General features: G+C 36.9%; 19 protein-coding genes. 6 read left to right on the top strand and 13 right to left on the bottom strand.

Translation table 11 applies throughout. The features are described 5' to 3' along the window. Positions 1 to 112: 112 nt before the first annotated feature. From AC4BHA_RS15285 to mgtE, 5 genes are all read right to left on the bottom strand, one after another. A complete protein-coding gene (locus AC4BHA_RS15285; protein WP_490558869.1) occupies positions 113 to 1,711 on the bottom strand; it encodes an ABC transporter substrate-binding protein in 1,599 nt (532 codons plus the stop codon). 13 nt (positions 1,712 to 1,724) lie between these two features. Next, a complete protein-coding gene (locus tag AC4BHA_RS15280) occupies positions 1,725 to 2,720 on the bottom strand; it encodes an ABC transporter ATP-binding protein (RefSeq protein WP_490558868.1) in 996 nt (331 codons plus the stop codon). Further along, positions 2,698 to 3,717 carry an ABC transporter ATP-binding protein gene (locus tag AC4BHA_RS15275; RefSeq protein ID WP_490558867.1) on the bottom strand — a complete coding sequence of 340 codons (1,020 nt, stop codon included), beginning with the start codon at positions 3,715 to 3,717 and terminating at the stop codon, positions 2,698 to 2,700. Before AC4BHA_RS15275 ends, AC4BHA_RS15280 begins: the two co-directional genes overlap by 23 nt. A 287-nt stretch (positions 3,718 to 4,004) precedes the next feature. Continuing rightward, entirely contained in the window at positions 4,005 to 4,784 is a 780-nt protein-coding gene (gene fabI / locus AC4BHA_RS15270) for an enoyl-ACP reductase FabI (RefSeq protein WP_066101403.1), read from the bottom strand. Between the two features lie 108 nt (positions 4,785 to 4,892). Further along, the gene (mgtE, locus tag AC4BHA_RS15265) at positions 4,893 to 6,254 is read right to left on the bottom strand and encodes a magnesium transporter (protein ID WP_066101407.1); all 1,362 of its coding nucleotides are present in this window, start codon (positions 6,252 to 6,254) and stop codon (positions 4,893 to 4,895) included. Between the two features lie 132 nt (positions 6,255 to 6,386). Here mgtE and prpE point away from each other — a divergent pair, with 132 nt between their 5' ends. Further along, positions 6,387 to 7,133 carry a bis(5'-nucleosyl)-tetraphosphatase PrpE gene (gene prpE, locus AC4BHA_RS15260; RefSeq protein WP_490552015.1) on the top strand — a complete coding sequence of 249 codons (747 nt, stop codon included), beginning with the start codon at positions 6,387 to 6,389 and terminating at the stop codon, positions 7,131 to 7,133. 90 nt (positions 7,134 to 7,223) lie between these two features. On the opposite strand, the gene AC4BHA_RS15255 is transcribed toward prpE, so the two are convergent. The 4 genes from AC4BHA_RS15255 to yjbM form a co-directional block, all read right to left on the bottom strand. Continuing rightward, positions 7,224 to 7,547: a hypothetical protein gene (locus AC4BHA_RS15255; protein ID WP_490558866.1), complete on the bottom strand. Its 324-nt coding sequence runs from the start codon at positions 7,545 to 7,547 to the stop codon at positions 7,224 to 7,226. 98 nt (positions 7,548 to 7,645) lie between these two features. Beyond that, positions 7,646 to 8,533 (bottom strand): RluA family pseudouridine synthase, encoded by an 888-nt coding sequence (locus tag AC4BHA_RS15250; protein WP_066101416.1) that lies wholly within the window; start codon positions 8,531 to 8,533, stop codon positions 7,646 to 7,648. Between the two features lie 121 nt (positions 8,534 to 8,654). After that, positions 8,655 to 9,449: an NAD kinase gene (locus tag AC4BHA_RS15245; protein ID WP_066102367.1), complete on the bottom strand. Its 795-nt coding sequence runs from the start codon at positions 9,447 to 9,449 to the stop codon at positions 8,655 to 8,657. Positions 9,450 to 9,471: 22 nt separating this feature from the next. Then, positions 9,472 to 10,095, bottom strand: coding sequence for a GTP diphosphokinase (yjbM, locus tag AC4BHA_RS15240; RefSeq protein WP_066101419.1), 624 nt, complete (start codon positions 10,093 to 10,095; stop codon positions 9,472 to 9,474). 268 nt (positions 10,096 to 10,363) lie between these two features. Here yjbM and AC4BHA_RS15235 point away from each other — a divergent pair, with 268 nt between their 5' ends. The 5 genes from AC4BHA_RS15235 to AC4BHA_RS15215 all read left to right on the top strand — a co-directional run bounded on the left by AC4BHA_RS15235 (position 10,364) and on the right by AC4BHA_RS15215 (position 13,614). After that, entirely contained in the window at positions 10,364 to 10,960 is a 597-nt protein-coding gene (locus tag AC4BHA_RS15235; protein ID WP_490551926.1) for a CYTH domain-containing protein, read from the top strand. Between the two features lie 5 nt (positions 10,961 to 10,965). Then, positions 10,966 to 11,637, top strand: a complete 672-nt coding sequence (locus AC4BHA_RS15230; RefSeq protein ID WP_490558865.1) for a lytic transglycosylase domain-containing protein — start codon at positions 10,966 to 10,968, stop codon at positions 11,635 to 11,637. A 216-nt stretch (positions 11,638 to 11,853) separates the two neighbouring features. Continuing rightward, positions 11,854 to 12,258, top strand: coding sequence for a globin domain-containing protein (locus AC4BHA_RS15225; RefSeq protein WP_490558864.1), 405 nt, complete (start codon positions 11,854 to 11,856; stop codon positions 12,256 to 12,258). Further along, positions 12,251 to 13,132: a ClpXP adapter SpxH family protein gene (locus AC4BHA_RS15220; RefSeq protein WP_066101430.1), complete on the top strand. Its 882-nt coding sequence runs from the start codon at positions 12,251 to 12,253 to the stop codon at positions 13,130 to 13,132. The genes AC4BHA_RS15225 and AC4BHA_RS15220 overlap by 8 nt, the downstream gene beginning before the upstream one ends. 299 nt (positions 13,133 to 13,431) lie before the next feature. After that, a complete protein-coding gene (locus AC4BHA_RS15215; protein WP_490558863.1) occupies positions 13,432 to 13,614 on the top strand; it encodes a hypothetical protein in 183 nt (60 codons plus the stop codon). 105 nt (positions 13,615 to 13,719) lie between these two features. Here AC4BHA_RS15215 and AC4BHA_RS15210 read toward each other — a convergent pair whose 3' ends face one another. The 4 genes from AC4BHA_RS15210 to cls form a co-directional block, all read right to left on the bottom strand. Beyond that, the gene (locus AC4BHA_RS15210; protein WP_066101433.1) at positions 13,720 to 14,202 is read right to left on the bottom strand and encodes a GyrI-like domain-containing protein; all 483 of its coding nucleotides are present in this window, start codon (positions 14,200 to 14,202) and stop codon (positions 13,720 to 13,722) included. A 146-nt stretch (positions 14,203 to 14,348) separates the two neighbouring features. Continuing rightward, entirely contained in the window at positions 14,349 to 16,160 is a 1,812-nt protein-coding gene (gene pepF / locus AC4BHA_RS15205; RefSeq protein ID WP_066101435.1) for an oligoendopeptidase F, read from the bottom strand. Between the two features lie 50 nt (positions 16,161 to 16,210). Further along, entirely contained in the window at positions 16,211 to 17,356 is a 1,146-nt protein-coding gene (locus tag AC4BHA_RS15200; protein WP_066101438.1) for a competence protein CoiA, read from the bottom strand. Positions 17,357 to 17,478: 122 nt separating this feature from the next. Next, entirely contained in the window at positions 17,479 to 18,996 is a 1,518-nt protein-coding gene (cls, locus tag AC4BHA_RS15195) for a cardiolipin synthase (RefSeq protein WP_490551931.1), read from the bottom strand. Positions 18,997 to 19,021: the final 25 nt, after the last annotated feature.

Below are 19,021 nucleotides of genomic sequence, written 5' to 3'. Positions count from 1 at the left end.
TAACAGACAGAATCCTTTTCATTGTATAAGAAAACATCTGTATGCACCTCCATAATAAACAGGCGCCCCTATATGAATCATCCATGTAAAGGCGCCCTTACTTAACACAGTTTTACTTGAATTCTACATTCTTTAAAATATCTGATCCGGTCGGATGCGGTACAAGTCCTGTTAAATCAGCTGATGCTGCCAACAAAGGCGTTGAGTGAACGAGCGGAATCCACGGTGCATCTTCATGGATAATTTCTTGAGCCTGTTTATATAGCTCATTCCGTTTGTCTTGATCAACAATTGTTTGCGCTTCAATTAAAATGTCGTGGAGCTTATCATTCGCGTAATAGGAATAGTTGTTAGATCCGATTGAATCTTTATCAAGCAATGTATAGATAAAGTTATCAGGGTCTCCATTATCACCTGTCCAGCCCAGCATATAGGCCGGGAACTCGCCAGCTGCTGCCTTTTCAAGGTATGTAGCCCATTCTACAGTTTGAATTTCTGCCTTAACTCCAATTTTTTCAAAATTTGCCTGAATCGCTTCTGCAATTTTCTTTCCTTCTGGTATATATGGACGCGGAACTGGCATAGCCCAAAGATCCATTTTAAATCCATCCGGATAACCAGCTTCTTTTAATAATTCTTTTGCTTTATCTAAATCAAATTCATAATCCTGAATTTCATCGTTATAGCCTTCCACTGAATCCGGCAGAGGATTTTTCGCTGGTTTTGCCATTCCTAAATAGAAAGCATCAATGATAGCTTGCTTATCAACGGCATGGCTTAAAGCCTGACGGACTTTTGGATTATCAAATGGTTTTTTCGTTACATTAAAGCCAAGATACCCAACGTTCATGGAAGGACGTTCAATAGCCTGTAAATTTGCATCTCCTTTAATTGTTTCAAGGTCTGATGGGTTTACACCGTCCATCACATCAATCTCACCGATCTTTAATGAATTCAAACGTGCCGAGTTATCAGGAATCGTACGGAAAATAATTGTTTTTAATTTTGGCTCTCCGTCTACATAATAATCTTCATTCTTTTCAATAACGATTTTGTCATTTGCTTTTTCTTTAAATTTATACGGACCGGTACCAACTGGATTTTCCCGGAACTTATCACCATCTTTTTCAACTGCAGTAGGGCTGGCTATTCCAAAACAGCTCATTGCAATATTTTTAAGGAAGGTCGCCTGAGGTCTTTTCAAGGTAAATTGAACAGTCGATTCATCAACCGCTTTTACTTCCTTAATGACATGCCCTTCATCTTTTTTATAGCCGCCAAACATGCTGTAATATGGAAACTGATCAGCATCGCCATTCATCCATCTGTTAAAGTTGAATACTACTGCTTCTGCGTTAAAATCAGTACCATCATGAAACTTAACGCCTTTTTTCAATGTAAATGTATATGAAAGACCATCATCAGAAGCCTCCCATTTTTCAGCCAATCCAGGTTGCAGCGTCGTATCCTGTTTACCGTAAGTTAGCAGTGTATCAAAAATATTAATCGTGACTTTAAATGACTCTCCTTCGGTTGTCGTGATTGGATCTAACGAAGTGGAATCACCGCCACGCCCAAAAACAAGTGTATCCTTTGTATTTCCTTTCTCTTCACTGCCTCCGCCTTCAGTCTCCTTGTCGCCAGAATTACATGCTGCCAGTACAACGCTTAGCATTAGAATACTGACCATAACCAATAAAAGCTTTTTCATATGAAACCCCCTCTTATATTTGTTTATTATCATTGCTGTGATGTTCACCATGGAGATGACATGCAGCATAATGATCCCCTTTTATTTCTTGGTATACTGGATTAATAGTCTTACAAACTTCCATTGCATGCTGACATCTAGTATGGAATGCACAACCACTCGGTGGATTGGATGCGCTTGGGATGTCTCCAGTTAAGATGATGGATTCCCGTTTAATATCAGGGTCTGGTATTGGTACTGAAGATAATAAAGCTTGTGTGTACGGGTGAAGAGGGTGTTCGTATAACTCTTCGCTGCCCGACAATTCTACCATTCTCCCCAAATACATGACTCCAACGCGATCACTAATATGCCTGACAACCCCCAGATCATGTGCTATAAAAATATAAGTAAGTCCAAATTCTTTTTGGATATCCTTTAACAGGTTTAGTACCTGGGCCTGTATGGATACATCAAGCGCAGAAACAGGCTCATCTGCAATAATTAATTTAGGTTTTGTCATTAGGGCTCGGGCAATACCGATCCGCTGACGCTGACCGCCACTGAATTGATGGGGATAACGTTTTAAATGATAGGAACTGAGTCCCACAACATCTATCATTTCTGCTACCCTATTTGCCCGCTCCTTCTTATTGCCAATGCCATGAACAATTAAAGGTTCTTCTAATATTTGTTGGACGGAATGCCTCGGATTTAATGACGCATAAGGATCCTGAAAAACCATTTGAATATCACGTCGCACTTGTCTAAGCTGCTTTTTTGACATAGACATGATTTCCTTATCTTCGAAGACAATACTTCCTTCTGTTGGGTCAATCAATCTCATTAATAATCTGCCGGTTGTTGACTTTCCACAGCCACTTTCCCCAACAATCCCAAGAGTTTCCCCTTTTTTCACATGAAAGGATATATCATTAACGGCTTTTACTTCACCAATCTTCCTGCTCAAAACTCCTCCATTGATAGGGAAAAATTTCTTCAGGCCTTCAACTTTTAATAGCTCCGTCATGATGGATGCCTCCTTCCTGTCCCTGATATAATAGGCACCTTACCCATTGATATTGGGGAGACACCTTTTGTAATTCCGGAGTCAGTGTGGCACAGGCAGGCATGGCATATTCACAACGCGGAGCAAATACACAGCCATTTTGAATCATTCCTGGTTTCGGAACATTACCTGGAATGGAATATAATTTACTATCTTTCTGCCGGATGTCGGGTACAGATTTCAGTAATCCTTTTGTGTATGGATGTTTAGGATTTTTAAATATATCCCTGACCGTTCCTTTCTCAACAATTTTTCCTGCGTACATAACAAGAACGCGATCGCATATTTCAGCCACCACTCCAAGATCATGAGTAATGAGAATGATTGATGTTTCAGTTTGATTATTTAAATCTTTCATCAGCTTAAGAATTTGGGCTTGAATGGTAACATCAAGTGCCGTAGTCGGTTCATCTGCAATCAATATGTTTGGTTTGCAAACCATGGCCATCGCAATCATAACTCTCTGTCTCATACCGCCTGATAACTCATGTGGATAATTTTTCATTAAATCAGCAGCCCGAGGCAGCCCTACCTGCTTTAACATTTCCATACATTCAGTACGCGCCTTAACTTTATTACTGTTTCTATGCAGCCTGTATGCTTCAATCATTTGTTGGCCGATTGTAAACAAAGGATTAAGAGAAGTCATCGGTTCCTGAAAGATCATAGATATCCGATCCCCGCGAATTTTCCTCATTTTTGATTCGGATTTTTTTAATAAATTGTCTCCCTCAAAATTAATGACTGCCTGGGGATCAACAATAGCCGGCGGTTGTGGAAGCAGTCCCATAATGGATAAAGAGGTCAAACTCTTCCCACTTCCTGATTCACCAACAATACCAAGAATTTCTCCTTTATGAAGTTGGAAATCGATATTCTCAACTGCAGGAACCAATTTTCCATCATCCATAAAAGAAACGGTTAAATGGTTTACATCTAAAACCACAGTGTCATCCAAGCCATTCCCTCCTGCGTAATATTATTATGTAATTTATTAAAATATTTAAAATATTATGATTTATTATGTCACAGCTTTTCCCAATTGACTATCATTTTATTAGAAATTTATAACATTTTTATTGTATAGGAGAATAATATTGGATCTTAACACAATAATGAAGGGGGAACAGTTCCACTTTATTTAGGTGATTGATTGACTGATTTACACAGTAACACTTTTCATAAAAAAACTCTCTATTTCAAAAGCGGTTATCAAAGCCACCTTGCAATAGAGAGTCATTTTATTTATAAGCTTAAGATGTGATACCCTGAATCCACATGGATATTTTCCCCCGTAATTCCCCGGGACAATGGACTGAACAGGAATAGGGCTGTGTCTCCCACTTCCTCCTGGGTTACTTGTCTGCGCAAAGGTGCACGCTCTTCAAATACTTTTCGAATTTCATTAAAATCGCCGACTCCTTTGGCCGACAAGGTTCTGATTGCTCCTGCTGAAATAGAATTTACTCTTACGCCGTTAGGCCCAAGATCATTAGCCAAATATTTCACACTTGCTTCAAGTGAGGCCTTGGCCACACCCATGACATTATAGTTTTGGACTACTCGTTCACCGCCAAGATAAGTAAGAGTAACGATACTAGCCCCTTCATTCAGGATTTCTTTTGCTGCTTTTGCAACAGCTGTTAATGAATAAGAGCTAATATTTTGGGCCAATAGGAACCCGTCCCTCGTCGTGTTCATATACTCACCTTTAAGCTCTTCCTTATTGGCAAAAGCAATACAGTGCGCAATCCCGTCTATCTTTCCATATTTTTCTCTAATCGTAGCAAAACATCCTTCGATTTCATCATCTTTTGTAACATCACATGGCAGGACGAAGGTCTCTTCTCCACCCTCTAAGCTGTTTACAAGGTCATAAACACTCTTTTCCATTCGTTCCCCTGCATATGTAAAAATTAATCTAGCACCAGCCTGGTAAAGTGAATTAGCTATACCCCAAGCTATACTTCTTTTATTTGCCACACCCATTACAACAATGGTTTTCCCATCCATACTTAAGTTCATAGGAAGGATTCCTCCTTAAATAATTAACACAAGTTATTAGTACCTACTACTAATTTAAACTAAGTAAAGAAGAATCGCAACCATTTTCTGTTTTTTCAGCTAAATATATCATGTGAGATAACCCATAAAGAGAGTAGCCATTCCAAAGTAAATAAGAATACTTATTAAGTCATTAATGGTCGTAATAAATGGTCCTGAGGCTACAGCAGGATCAATATTCATCTTATGCATCAATAAAGGCACAAGGCTACCCGCTAATGTGGCGACAATTAATGTTACCAGTATGGAAATACCAACGAGGGCAGCAAGAATTAGTTCACCTTTCCAAACATAAACGATAATGGTAACCACGATTCCACATGATATTCCGGTTATAAGTCCTGTTCCCGCTTCACGCCAAAGGAGCTTTAGCTTGTTTTCATCCTCAATTTGCCCTGTAGCAATTCCTCTCACTATAACAGCCAAACTTTGTGTACCTGTATTCCCAGCCATCCCTGCAATTAAGGGGATGAACACCGCCAGAATTGCCTTTTTCGATAAAGTTTCTTCAAATTGACCGATTAAATTAGCGGTAATCATGCCTAGAAATAATAATATAATCAACCACGGGAGTCTTTTACGGGCAGATGAAAAAGGACTTTTATCTATGTATTCCATATCGGATACCCCTGCTAATTTGGAATAATCATCGGAAGCTATTTCATACATAACATCAATCATATCGTCAAATGTTATAATGCCGACCAGATGATGCTGAAAATCAACAACCGGCATCGCCACAAAATCATAGTCTCTCATTTTTCGAGCTATTTCTTCCTGATCATCGCTTACTTTCACCGAATAGACCTGTTTGTTCATTAATTCAAAGACCATTGTATCATCATCTGCCACAATCAAGTCACGCAAGGATAGTACCCCTGTTAATTTTTGCTTTTCATCCATAACATAAATATAATAAATTAATTCAGCATCCTGTGCTTCCTTCCTCACTAGTTTCATGGCAGATCCTACTGTTTGATTCTCTGCAATGCTTATAAATTCAGTCGTCATGATACTTCCTGCAGTTGATTCCTCATAGTGAAGCAAATGCATGATATTTTGCGATTGTTCTTCATCCATTAAAGACAAATAACTGATTATTTGTTCCTTATCCAAATTACTGAGCAAATCAACAGCATCATCCGGATGCATTTCAGCTAAAATAGAGGCGGCATATCGAGGATCCATTTCTGCTAAAATTCTCTCTACAATCTCTTCTTCATATTCATAAGCAAGATTCCCTATTAGCTCTGCCATTTCATCCGGTGAGAGAAAGTGATGAACAGTTGCCCGTTCTTTTTCTTCTAAATTCGCATAAAACTTTGCCTGATCATAGGGGTGAATATCTAAAAATATAATCCGAAACTGTTGGAGGTTCTCTTCTTTTAATAAACGCAGTAAATCTCTTTGCTTGCTTTCCTGAATTTCCATTTTAGAGGTCACCATACCTTTTTTTATGTCGTTTAAGGCGTATCTATCATACCCTTTACAATTTCCTAAATAGATATAATTGAAACCCTTTAAAAAAGGGTAATATAGAGGTAATAGAAGGAAGTGATGCAAATGATCTATGATTGTATAGGCGATGTACATGGTTGTTATGGGGAATGTATCGAATTATTCCACAAACTGGGTTATCAATTTAATGAGGATAGTATTCCTGTCCATCCAAACGGAAATACCCCTGTCTTTATAGGCGATATTACTGATCGAGGACCTAATTCTATAGAGATGATTAACCTTGTATGGTCATTAACCATACAACGGAAAACTGCCTTATATATACCGGGTAATCATTGCAATAAACTATATCGTTATTTCCTAGGCAATAAAGTAAAGGCTGTACATGGCTTAGAGACAACGATTGCTGAACTTGAGGCTTTATCTAAACCAGTAAGAAAGAAGGTGCGCGACCATTTTATGCAATTATACGAGTCAGCTCCTCTTTATCTTGTCTTAGATCAAGGTAAGCTTGTCCTTGCACATGCCGGTATCAAAAAAGAATTTATAGGAGCAACACATAAGGGTGTTAAAACATTTGTTTTATATGGGGATATAACCGGAAAAACACTGCCGGATGGAAGACCAGAACGAAGGGACTGGGCACTTCGACATCCAGGTGATCCGATTATTGTCTATGGGCATACGCCTGTCCGCGAACCAAGAATTAAAAATAATACGTACAATATCGATACAGGAGCTGTATTTGGAGGAAAATTAACTGCTTTGCGTTACCCAGATATGGCCCTTTTCTCAGTAACCTCCTCTCAACAGCTTGTTCCAGAAAAATTTCATACTTATGACAATTAATTCTAGTAATTAAAGGTGTCTGATTGTCCTATTATGCGACATTCAGCACCTTTTTATTTTCCAAGAAAACTTTTGGTTAAAAAAATCGAATTATCCTCGATCCAGAAGTAACTCATTACATAGGTCAACACATACTCCTTGTGAAAGGTATTGATTGAGCATTGTCTCCAAATCAATTGATATGTCATTGTCTATCAGGATTTTCTCAAGTTTTTGGTATATTATTTTTGGAGTTATTTCAGCTCTTTTATCAGGAAACATGGTCCTGATCGCCTCATTCATAGCTGTCTTTTTATGTTGGAGATGCCTTACTGTAGAAGCAAAGGTAAGGATTGTTTCAATAAAACCAACTTCGGTTGGATTCAAATGATTATCAGCAATCCATTCATCTATTGTTTTGATGTTATTTACCATTATTTTCACTCCTTTTAAAATACTTATTTGCAAAACTTTATTTATCCTCAGTTTATTTATTTTAAAAATAGATATATCTGCTCAAATACTCATAAGCCCTATATTAATTGCATCATATCTTCTGGTAATTCACTCTCAAACGAAAGTTCTTTCCCCGTTATTGGATGAAGAAATTTCAACGAATAACAATGTAATGCCTGCCGCTTAATCAGTTGTCTGCTTTCCCCATATAAATCATCACCTATTAGCGGATGCCCCAAATGTGCCATATGTACTCGTATTTGATGCGTTCTTCCGGTTTGCAGCTTTAATTCCACAAGTGAATACCGTTCAAATAATTGCAGCGTTTTATATTCCGTGCATGCATATTGGCCATCTTCCCGTACCTCACGTTTAATAATGCTGGTATCCATACGGCCAATAGGTTCTTCCACTGTTCCAGCCAAGGGTGTAATCACACCGGTGACGATTGCTTTATATTTTCTCTCCACCGTTTTTATAGATTTAGACAAACTTAATAAATGGTGTATATGGCGATGCTTGGCTATTAAGACCAAGCCAGACGTATCCCGGTCCAATCTTGTGACAATATGAACGGTCGCTGAATGGCCAATTTGTTCATAATGGCCAATGATTGCATTGGCTAAGCTACCGGCTGGATGCTCTCTAGATGGAATTGTAGACATGCCGGCCGGTTTTTCGACGACCATTACATAGTTATCCTCATAGATAATAGAAAGAGGTATCTTCTCACCTATCAGCTGCTCACTTCCCACCTCTTTCGGGAAGATTACGGTAACCTGATCACCAGTTTTTAATATGTATCGCACCGTCACTTCTTGCTGATTAACAAAAATATAACCACCCTTAAATTTAATATCTGCCAACGCTGATTTTGATATTTTTTTATCCGCCAAATATTCTCTCAAAACTTTATTGCTTTCCTGATTTTCTACTGTCCACTCTAATGTAAATGGCTTCACCATGGAGACCTTCCTTTTCATTATTCATATTTATAGCTTTTTAAGCTAAAGGATTATTTATTCAGTAAAAAAGGTGACCAAAAGACAATTGCATTCTTTTAGGTCACCTACTATAACTTTCTTTTTATTCTGTAACAAAAGAATCACGAACTCTTTTCCAAAATGGGAAAGGTCTAAAACGAGCAAAACGAATTCGTTCATCTGCCACTCTGAATTGAATCGATTTTACCTCTTTATGCAAAAGACTTAAATGGTCAATTGTAATTTGAAAATCATCATTTGTTACTGGTTTCATCATACAGGTATGATGACCTGGCAGTATTAGAGGAGATCCAATTGTACGGAACACTCTATTATTGATTGAAGCCATTTCCGTCAATTGCACAGCAGGGATGGAAGGATGAATAATAGCACCACCAAGGGCTTTATTATAAGCAGTACTGCCTGAAGGAGTAGATACGCACAAACCATCTCCTCTAAACCTCTCAAAGGATTGCCCTCTAATTTCTACGTCCATCACCAATGTGCTCCCCACACTTTTAACAGTTGATTCATTCAAGGCTAAATATTTTGACTCTCTGCCACCGTGACTGTATCGAACAGTAACCTCCAGCAGTGGGTACTCAACAGTTTGGTAAGGCGTCTTAGCTATAGCATTAGCTAGCTTTGTAATCTCTTCAGGTCTCCAGTCAGCGTAAAAACCTAAATGACCCGTATGTACACCTATAAATGCTGTTTTATCAAGACGTGAGCTATAACGATGAAAGGCATATAACAATGTTCCATCACCGCCGACAGATATAACAACATCAGGTTGATCCTCATCATAAATAACACCCAGACTATCCAGTTGATCCTTCACTTGCTCCATAAAATGATTGGATTTGGTATCTCCTTTAGACGTAACTGCATATTTCATCATAATCCCCACCTGTAAAGTGTTATTTCCCCCTCTTCTTAAAGACATATTGCTGCGCTTCCTGGATTTCCATTTTGATCTGTGTCATTTCTTCATCCATATGGAAAGCTGCTTCAGCTAATCTCTCTAAGCGATTGCGTAATGTTTCCGGGAACTGTCCGTTATACTTATAATTAAGTGAATGCTCTATCGTAGCCCAGAAATTCATGGCAAGGGTACGAATTTGTATTTCCGCTAATATTTTTTTCTCTCCGTGAATCGTTTGAACCGGATATTCAATAACTACATGATACGAACGGTATCCACTTGCTTTTTTATTTGTAATATAGTCTCTTTCTTCAATAATTACGAAGTCAGTTCTTTGTCGTAATAGCATAACGACCTGTTTTATATCATCCACAAATTGGCACATAATTCGAAGACCGGCTATATCCTGTAATTCCAGTTCAAGTCTTTCCTCAGGAATTTGCTTTTGGTAAGCCTTATCCAGGATACTTGCGATCGGTTTAACGCGTCCTGTAACAAACTCAATTGGTGAATGTTCTTTTTCTAAGTCACATTGGGTTCTTATACCCCTTAATTTGATCTTTAACTCATCAACCGCCTGTTTATAGGGGGCTAAAAATTCATCCCATTTTCTACTCATGGATTCCACCACCTGTAATACTTTTCAATATTCTTGTTATAGAGAGCAAGGGAAAACTCAGAATCGAAGACATTATCATGTATTAGTATGTATTTAAGGAATTGATCATCGCTATTCAACCATGCTAATGAATACATTTAGTACTAATTATTACCCTAAATTGCTCAAACCCATTTTAACACAAAGATTAAACGGATATCTAAGATTGATGTTATCTAATGAAAAAGTCATAATAGTTATACATAAGTTTATCATGGAGGATGTACATATGAGCGAACAAATCGAAATTGAATTCAAAAATTTGCTGACATTTGAGGAATTTAACCACCTCATGCAACGTTTCAAAATAAAACCAGATCATTTTACAGTACAAAAAAATCATTACTTTGACACAGTTACGTTTGACTTAAAAAAATATACCTCAGCACTACGTATACGTGAAAAAAATTCATCTTATGAGATGACCCTTAAACAGCCTCTTGAAAATCAAAAAGGCTTACTGGAAACCAACTGGGATATAGACCCTGATACAGCTAATAAAATCATAAAAGATGGCGGTATCCCTGATAGCAAAATCTCTGAAAGAATAAAAAATCTAAAAATCAACCCACAAGAAATTCGTTATTTTGGTACCTTGACAACAAAACGGGTTGAGCTTCCTTTTATGAGCGGCCTGCTCGTTTTAGATAATAGCTCCTATTTCCAAATAGAGGATTATGAGGTAGAATTTGAAGTAGACAACTTTGATCAAGGAAAGAAAGAGTTTGATCAGCTTTTATCAGAAGCTGGCATTCCGGTTCGTCCAACTGAAAATAAAGTTCAACGTTTTTATAATCAAATGATTTTAAACCATACTGAGGAGTGAACATAATGAACGTAGGAGACATATATACCATTATTCAGCTTCAAGCTCTCGGATCCCTGAGACCAACAGATACTAATTCTGTAACTCAGGCACCTTCTTCTGCCAATTTATTTCAGGCTATGCTGAATGAAGTTCTTACATCCGTCAGCCTTCCTACGAATAATGCACTTGCTGCCAATCCAGGATTAGGTACATTGGCAACTATAATCAACAGCAGCATTCCGTCTTCTCCGTCCATTGCGTACAATCCTGTCCCAATTACTAATCAATCAACTACTGGTACAGCAAGCATGAATCAGAATACGGACTACGATGACATTATAAAAGAAGCTTCCAATAAATATCACGTCCCTGAAAAATTAATCAGATCCGTCATACAGCAGGAAAGCGGCTATAATTCAAATGCCATTAGCTCAGCCGGGGCATCAGGCTTAATGCAGCTAATGCCCAAAACGGCTTCATCTCTTGGCGTAAACAATATCATGGACCCCTATGATAATATTATGGGTGGAACCAAGTATCTTAAATCCATGATGACTAAATATAATGGAAATATCGAATTGACCTTAGCTTCTTATAATGCAGGTCCAGGAAATGTTGATAAATACGGTGGTGTACCGCCTTTTAAAGAAACGCAAAACTATGTAAATAAAGTCATGACTTCCTATTACGCATAAAATAACCAAACCTGCAAAACTGTTCATAAAATGAACAGTTTTTTATTTCCCCTTATATATGCAAATTGAAGAACTATCAATAACCTTCTACTAAGCTTCTCTGCTAGCATCTACCCTTCAAAATCTTATAAAATCAGGAAAAAAAGCAGTATATTGGATAATTCAAGTCTTGCTTGTTAAAATTATTCTTATCAACTCATGGAGGGAGAATAATGTATGGCAGAAAATCCAACTCCATATGATGCATTAGGGAAAGAGCGGTTATCTGAATTAATAGATGCATTTTATGATCATGTGGGTTCGCATCCGCTGCTAGCTCCTATTTTTCCAGATGATCTTACAGTGACAGCTCGTAAACAGAAACAATTTCTTACTCAGTTTCTTGGTGGACCTTCTTTGTATACTAAGGAACATGGTCATCCCATGCTGAGAGCAAGACATCTTGCTTTTGAAATTACACCTATGCGTGCAAAAGCCTGGCTGAGCTGTATGGAGAAGGCTATGGATAGTATTCAGTTAGATTCTCCTTTAAGAGAGTATCTGCTGGGCAGACTTACCTTAACAGCTGAGCATATGATAAATACAAACGATATCCAGCAAAAAGGTGATAGTTATGAATAAGCATGACTCTTCAATTCCAAAATGGCAGGATTGGCTGTCTGTCCATCAATATTTTAAACCGTTGGAAAAACCATTAGAAATCTATTTATTTATAGATCCTACTTGTTCAATTTGCTTTGAGCTGGAACGAATTATAAAACGACTGAAATTAGAATATGGACATTACTTTGCTTTAAAGTATGTGTTTAGCAAAAAAGTGGAAAGAAAGCATACAAATGCTAAGCACCCATTTCCATCATTCCTTTCAGCTGCAAACAGGTCGGGTATTTCCTGTGATGATAATATCTGGATCAACAATCCTGAAAGCTCGTTATATATCACCCCTATCGCGATTAAAGCTGCAGAAATGCAAGGAAAGAAGGCTGGATATCGTTTTTTTAAGAAAATTCAGGAGGCTTTATTTCTTGATCAAAAAAGTGTATCGAATTGGCATACATTGTTAGCCTGCGCTCATAAAGCCAAGATAGATTGTGATGAGTTTTCACGTGATATCAATTCAGAAAGTGCCATAAAAGCTTTTCAATGTGATTTAAAAATCTCATCAGAAATGGATGTCACTGACCTGCCTAGCCTGGTCTTCTTTAATCAAAAGATGGAAGATGAAGGTATAAAGGTAACAGGGGCTTACCCTTATGAAGTTTATGTTCAAATACTTGAGGAGATGTTAGGATTTCCGCCTAAAGCACAATCACTCCCCTCTTTAGAGGACTGTATTAAGGATTTTCAAATTATTAATACTCATGAGATTACATTTATTTACCGAATGGATAAGCAAGAAGTTGAAAGGGAAATGAAAAAATTACTCTTGAAGCGTACGGTTGAGAGGATACCATCATCCAACATAACGTATTGGAGATATGCAGAAAACGATTAAAAACCGTCATTATAATTATTATCCTAGAATATTTTTCCGTATAAATAAGAATAAGACTCTGTAATCGGACAGAGTCTTATTCTTCATACGAACAAAGGGGATGGGAGAAATTTTTCACGGTCAAACAAAGGGGTAAATGTTTGCTAGTGATCAACTTCACAATAGTAATATAACAAATTCTCTTCACATATGCAAGCACTTTGTTCATTAATTCACATTTCTGACATTTTTACTGCATACTTGGTTATCCTCTGCCATATTCTTTAGAAATCAGTACAAATTATCTTATGTAATAAAGGATGATTTCTATGAAAAAAATTTATATTTGCAGTTTAATCCTATTAGTTTTATTTTCTATTCCCCTGCAGCTGTTTGGGATTATGCGGATCATTCCTCTCTATGTATCGTCACCTATTTTGTTTCTCTCTTTTTTCATCTTTATCTATAGTCTTGGTTATCAAAAAAAATTCAAGGGATTCTAAAAGCCTTAAGTTGGCCTAAAACTACCGGTTATAGTTATAAATTAAAGTGAGAGCTCGCAGAAAATTGGCGAGTTCTCTTGATTGGCCTGCACTTACTTTTAGAGTTTAAGATTCTGTAATAGTATCCAATAACTCAATAATTAGATTATCTTTATTATTCCAACTATGATACCTCTCTAAATGCCATTTATCTAATTGTCTTTCATATCCGTTTTTTTCAATCCAAGCGTGTAATCTTGCATATGTATCTCTAATACTATAATTAGCTCCATTATGTTTGCCTACAGCATATCTTTGAGGCGGAATCGTTAAGTAAACCATATCATCCGGTATATCCTCGTACTCGTTAACTTGAACACATATCCAATAACCATCTTCAGTTTCTGAATAGTTATCAACAACAAATGCCCCATATTGTACAGATGAATTGGTAACCTGTTGAATTTCATTCATACGTTCATTAAGAAGTTGTGCTGCTTTTGGAATTTCATTTAGATATTGTTCGCTATCGCATAAAACTCGAAAACCTACTAATTTAGTTTCACTAAGATCCTCAATTTTTGGATTGTGTAAAACTTTTTCCTCCAAGGGTTATTTCCCTCCTCTAGAGTTACTAGTACTGGAATCATTAAGTTTAATTTCAGCATTTAATTCCATTTTAAAAAAACCGCCCCTTAAAAGTTAAATTGGTGTCTAACTTCTAAGGGGTGGTTTAAAAAATCCTCGAATTATTTTTATTTATCTAAAAGAGCTTCCAGCTCATTTAATTTATCCTCAAAAACTTTACAAGCTTCTTCAACCGGATTCGGTGAAGTCATGTCTACACCTGCTTTTTTAAGAACCTCAATTGGGAAATCACTTGAGCCTGCTTTTAGGAATTCAATATAGCGCGTAACAGCCGGCTGCCCTTCCTCTAAAATCTGTTTACTTAACGCTGCTGCTGCACTGAATCCAGTTGCATATTGGTATACATAATAATTGTAGTAGAAATGAGGGATTCTTGACCATTCCAAACCAATCTCCTCATCAATAACAATATCATCACCAAAGTATTTTTTATTAAGCTCATAATATTTTTGTGTTAGGCTTTCAGCAGTCAGAGCTTCTCCATCCTGTGCCATCTTATGAATAATGTGTTCATACTCCGCAAACATCGTCTGACGGAATACTGTTCCTCTAAAACCTTCAAGATAATGATTTAATAAATAAATTTTCTTGCTCTCATCATCTATTGTTTTAAGCAAATAATCATTCAACAGGGCTTCGTTTGTAGTAGATGCTACTTCAGCTACGAAAATCGAATAATTACCATATGGATATGGCTGATTTTTGCGTGTGTAAAAACTGTGTACAGAATGGCCGAATTCATGAGCTAATGTGAAAAGATTATTCACATTATCCTGCCAGTTCATTAGAATATATGGATTAGTTCCATATGAACCTGAGGAGTATGCGCCGCTTCGTTTACCGCGATTTTCGTGAACATCTACCCAACGGTTTTCGAACCCTTCTTTTAATACATTGATGTATTCCTCACCTAAAGGCTCAAGCCCTTTTAGAATATATTCTTTAGCCTCATCATAGGAAATATCCATCTTCACGTCTTTCACTAAAGGTGTATATAAATCATACATATGCAATTCATCCACACCTAAAAGTTTTTTACGAAGCTTCACATAACGGTGTAGTAAATGCAGATTGTTGTGAATGGAATTGATTAGATTTTCGTATACGGTTTCCGGAATATTATTATTGCTTAAAGCTGCATGTCTTGCAGAATCATAATGACGTACCTTTGCATAGAAATTATCTTTCTTCACTGTCCCGGATAATGTACTTGCGAACGTATTTCGGTACTGTCCATATGTCTTATACATCGCTTTAAAGGCTTCCTCACGAACTCTACGATCACTGCTCTCCAAAAATCTGCTGTACCTTCCATGAGTCAGTTCAACCTCTTCCCCGTTCTCATCTTTAATTGTAGGAAAACGAAGGTCGGCATTATTTAACATGCCAAAAGTATTGGATGCAGTTCCCATCACTTCTGATGCCTGAGCCAATAAAGCCTCTGCCTCTGCTGATAGAACGTGGGGTCTTTGCAGATTGATCTCTTTTAAAGTTTGTTCATATAAGGAAAGCTCCTTTTTCTCTTGCATGAACCGATTAATTGTTTCTTCTTTAATTGCAAGGATTTCAGGTAAAATATACGAAAAAGCACTGGCAGCCTGAGAATATAAATTCCGGGCGCGGTCGTCCATTCCCTGATAAAATGTATTACCGGTATCCTGGTCATATCTCATGTGAGAATATGTATATAAACGTCCAAGTCTTTCAGTAATCATATCCTGAAATTGCAAAGCCTGCCATAAGGTATCAGCACTCTCATCTAATTTCCCTCTATATTGATCGCCTTTTGGCAATTCAGCCAAAATGCCCTTGAACTCCTTCTCCCATGCTTCATCGCTTGGGAAGATATCCTCCAGTCTCCAAGTATCTTCTACAGGTATATCTTTTCTTTCAGGTAATTGTTTAATATCTGCAGCCATGCAGTTCCCTCCAATCATTTGCTTCTTTCATAAAGTTCTTCATAATACCTTTAATTCCCTTCATAAAAATCGAATAACCTCAATTTGATTATCTCTTCAAAATGATCGTCTAAAATGAAGTCTTCTCTTATTATATAATGATTTACATCTATTTTTTCCAAATAATCAATTTTTTCAAGGAATCTCAGATATTCTTTCAATGCGGTAAATATATCCTGGCTCATTAAAGGGCATTGATTTAAAATTATATCCTTCTTCTTTATTCTTTCCAAAAATCTTGACCGAATCCATGCTTCACTGATTCTTCCATGCAGGTTAAAGCAATTCAGTAAATCGATATAGATTAATCCTTGCCAGACAGTCGCCGGCATTCCATACATACAGCCGCTTAACAATGGAACACCAACAAATTCAGGGATTTTAAACGGAGATATCCCAACCTGATATAATTCTTTAATCAGCTTACTTTGCAAGCCTTTAAAACGGATTTCATTCATAAGTTGCAGAGTACGTTTTTTAAACCAATCGTTTAAATAAGGGATTTCTTGCTTGGGTGGAGATAAGATACTTTCCAGATCCATTCCCTCAGATAACAATACCATCTGACCGAAGCATTGTTCTATTGAGACAGGTATAATATTCACAAATGCCAGTATGGAATTTGCTTGCTTGGGGTTGTGAAAGAGGAGAAAAGGTGATGAAGATTTTCTAAGAGCAGATTTAAGGAGTGAATTTAGCCTCCACAGATAAACTCCGTTTCTTTTAATGAAGTGGCTGTGAAAAATCCAGATAGGCACAACATCTGCATCCAAGTATCCTTTTGTTCTTTTCAAAAATAACTCTTCATGAATAGATGAACATTGATATTCGATTGCATAATATTGATTTTTCCTCTTTACATAAATGTCAGGTCTTTGCTTTATGATAGCTATATATTTCTCCAGTTCAACATCCAACTGACAGCTTCTTAACCAACGGTATAAATTATTTTTCCCTGATAGATGATCTGCTGTTTCAGATTCAGTTGCTGCTTGGCAATTCCCCTTTGTTTGATGAGCAAAATGGGGAATCGTCCGCGGGCCGGAACGGTATATCACACGTTTCCGGCAAGCAGGACAGCGATACTCTTCCTCGTGTCTCTTTATAATTTGGTTGGCATGAATTTGTTTATCTTCTTTATTAATTGCAACCAGCATGTACAGGCTCCTTTTCCTATAGGATACCTATCAAATTCTCGTTATCTATTTAATAAACCTTCATTCTAAATGAACTCTATATGTCCATCTGTTGAACTTTTCAACTAGGCGGAGCTTTTTCATCATAGCATCGGTGATAGTAGTCTAAATAATGATTCCATCATTCTCATACCGAAATGTCTACCTTTAAATACCTCAATATGCAGCTCATTCGAAACTAATAAGTCATGTAGATAATCATTTACTAATGTTTGTACACTATCGGTCTTATAGAGAAACGCATTGACTTCAAAGTTCAAGTGAAAGCTTCTCATATCCATATTTGAGGTACCTATAGATGCAAGTTCTCCATCTACAATGATGATTTTTGAATGCAAGAAACCCTCACGATATTCATAGACTTTAACTCCTGTCTCCAATAAATCAGGATAATAGGACCTCGAAGCATGGAAGACAATTCTCTTATCCGGATTACTAGGTACTAATAAGCGAACATCAATACCACTTAGAGCAGCAATTTTCAAGGCAGAAAATATGTCTTCATCTGGGATAAAATAAGGGGAGGCAATCCAAACTGATTTTTTTGCAGAAACAATCATAGAAAAGAATATATTTTTAATGGTACTGTATTCATTATCAGGCCCACCTGCAATTATTTGTACTCCCCCATGATGCCCTTTTTCATGATCTGTTGTTACAGGAGCAAGATACTCATCTGTTAAGAAACTGTGATTGGTCATGTAATACCAATCCTGCAAAAAGATTAATTGTAAACTGCGGACTCCTTCTCCATTTAACCTCAAATGGGTATCACGCCAAAATCCAAAGTTCTCATCTTTACCCAAATATTCATTACCGATATTTAAACCACCAACAAAGCCAATATCTCCGTCCACTACAACAATTTTTCGATGGTTTCTAAAGTTAAATTTATTATTTAAAAAGGGGAGCTTAACAGGGCCAAACGCCACTACCTCAATCCCCCATTTTCTCATTTCCTTAATATATTCCCCTGAAAGAGTCCATGATCCGACTGCATCATAAAGAAATCTAACTTTCACCCCGTTTTTCGCTTTATTAATAAGTATGTCTTTAATTTCATTCCCCAAGGTATCATGGCGAACAATATAATATTCCATATGTATGTGATGTTTTGCTTGCAATAAAGCTTCTTTAATAGAATTAAATGTTTCTTTTCCATTTGTAAGAACTTTAGTCTCCGTAGATAAAGAGATAGGGGTGTTGGCAATCTGATCAGCTAGATTAAACAATTGGCTATAATCATGATTCTCATTATCTAATCTTAATAATCTTTTCTCACTTTCCCCTGTAATATCCATATACTTTTGCTTATCTAAAAAATATTTTTTCTTAAATATCTTTTCTTTTCTAAAATTCCTTCCAAATAACAAATAAAACAAGAATCCAACTACCGGAAAAGCACCCAAAACGATTAACCATGCTAGTGTCTGTGCAGGATGACGATTTTCCAGGAATATAATAAATCCAATAAAAACAACAGTTATTGTAAATAATATACTTCCATATTGAATATAATCCCCATCGGAATTTTTCTGATATATAAATCCCACAATCCCTAAAATTGCGATAAATAAAAGAACATTAATAAAATTCTTCATAATCCTCACCTTATCCATTTTTCAT

Source organism: Pradoshia sp. Z3_51, from assembly GCF_058215915.1.
This window is presented reverse-complemented; position numbering and strand designations above follow the sequence as displayed.

Excerpts from the sequence above, each read along its gene's own strand:
- AC4BHA_RS15255 (WP_490558866.1), bottom strand. The coding sequence starts at position 7,547 with ATGGTAAATAACATCAAAACAATAGATGAATGGATTGCTGATAATCAT.
- cls (WP_490551931.1), bottom strand. The coding sequence starts at position 18,996 with ATGAAGAATTTTATTAATGTTCTTTTATTTATCGCAATTTTAGGGATT.
- pepF (WP_066101435.1), bottom strand. The coding sequence starts at position 16,160 with ATGGCTGCAGATATTAAACAATTACCTGAAAGAAAAGATATACCTGTA.
- AC4BHA_RS15235 (WP_490551926.1), top strand. The coding sequence starts at position 10,364 with ATGAGCGAACAAATCGAAATTGAATTCAAAAATTTGCTGACATTTGAG.
- prpE (WP_490552015.1), top strand. The coding sequence starts at position 6,387 with ATGATCTATGATTGTATAGGCGATGTACATGGTTGTTATGGGGAATGT.
- AC4BHA_RS15225 (WP_490558864.1), top strand. The coding sequence starts at position 11,854 with ATGGCAGAAAATCCAACTCCATATGATGCATTAGGGAAAGAGCGGTTA.
- mgtE (WP_066101407.1), bottom strand. The coding sequence starts at position 6,254 with ATGGAAATTCAGGAAAGCAAGCAAAGAGATTTACTGCGTTTATTAAAA.
- AC4BHA_RS15285 (WP_490558869.1), bottom strand. The coding sequence starts at position 1,711 with ATGAAAAAGCTTTTATTGGTTATGGTCAGTATTCTAATGCTAAGCGTT.
- AC4BHA_RS15200 (WP_066101438.1), bottom strand. The coding sequence starts at position 17,356 with ATGCTGGTTGCAATTAATAAAGAAGATAAACAAATTCATGCCAACCAA.
- AC4BHA_RS15230 (WP_490558865.1), top strand. The coding sequence starts at position 10,966 with ATGAACGTAGGAGACATATATACCATTATTCAGCTTCAAGCTCTCGGA.
- AC4BHA_RS15215 (WP_490558863.1), top strand. The coding sequence starts at position 13,432 with ATGATTTCTATGAAAAAAATTTATATTTGCAGTTTAATCCTATTAGTT.
- AC4BHA_RS15250 (WP_066101416.1), bottom strand. The coding sequence starts at position 8,533 with ATGGTGAAGCCATTTACATTAGAGTGGACAGTAGAAAATCAGGAAAGC.
- AC4BHA_RS15280 (WP_490558868.1), bottom strand. The coding sequence starts at position 2,720 with ATGACGGAGCTATTAAAAGTTGAAGGCCTGAAGAAATTTTTCCCTATC.
- fabI (WP_066101403.1), bottom strand. The coding sequence starts at position 4,784 with ATGAACTTAAGTATGGATGGGAAAACCATTGTTGTAATGGGTGTGGCA.
- yjbM (WP_066101419.1), bottom strand. The coding sequence starts at position 10,095 with ATGAGTAGAAAATGGGATGAATTTTTAGCCCCCTATAAACAGGCGGTT.
- AC4BHA_RS15245 (WP_066102367.1), bottom strand. The coding sequence starts at position 9,449 with ATGAAATATGCAGTTACGTCTAAAGGAGATACCAAATCCAATCATTTT.
- AC4BHA_RS15220 (WP_066101430.1), top strand. The coding sequence starts at position 12,251 with ATGAATAAGCATGACTCTTCAATTCCAAAATGGCAGGATTGGCTGTCT.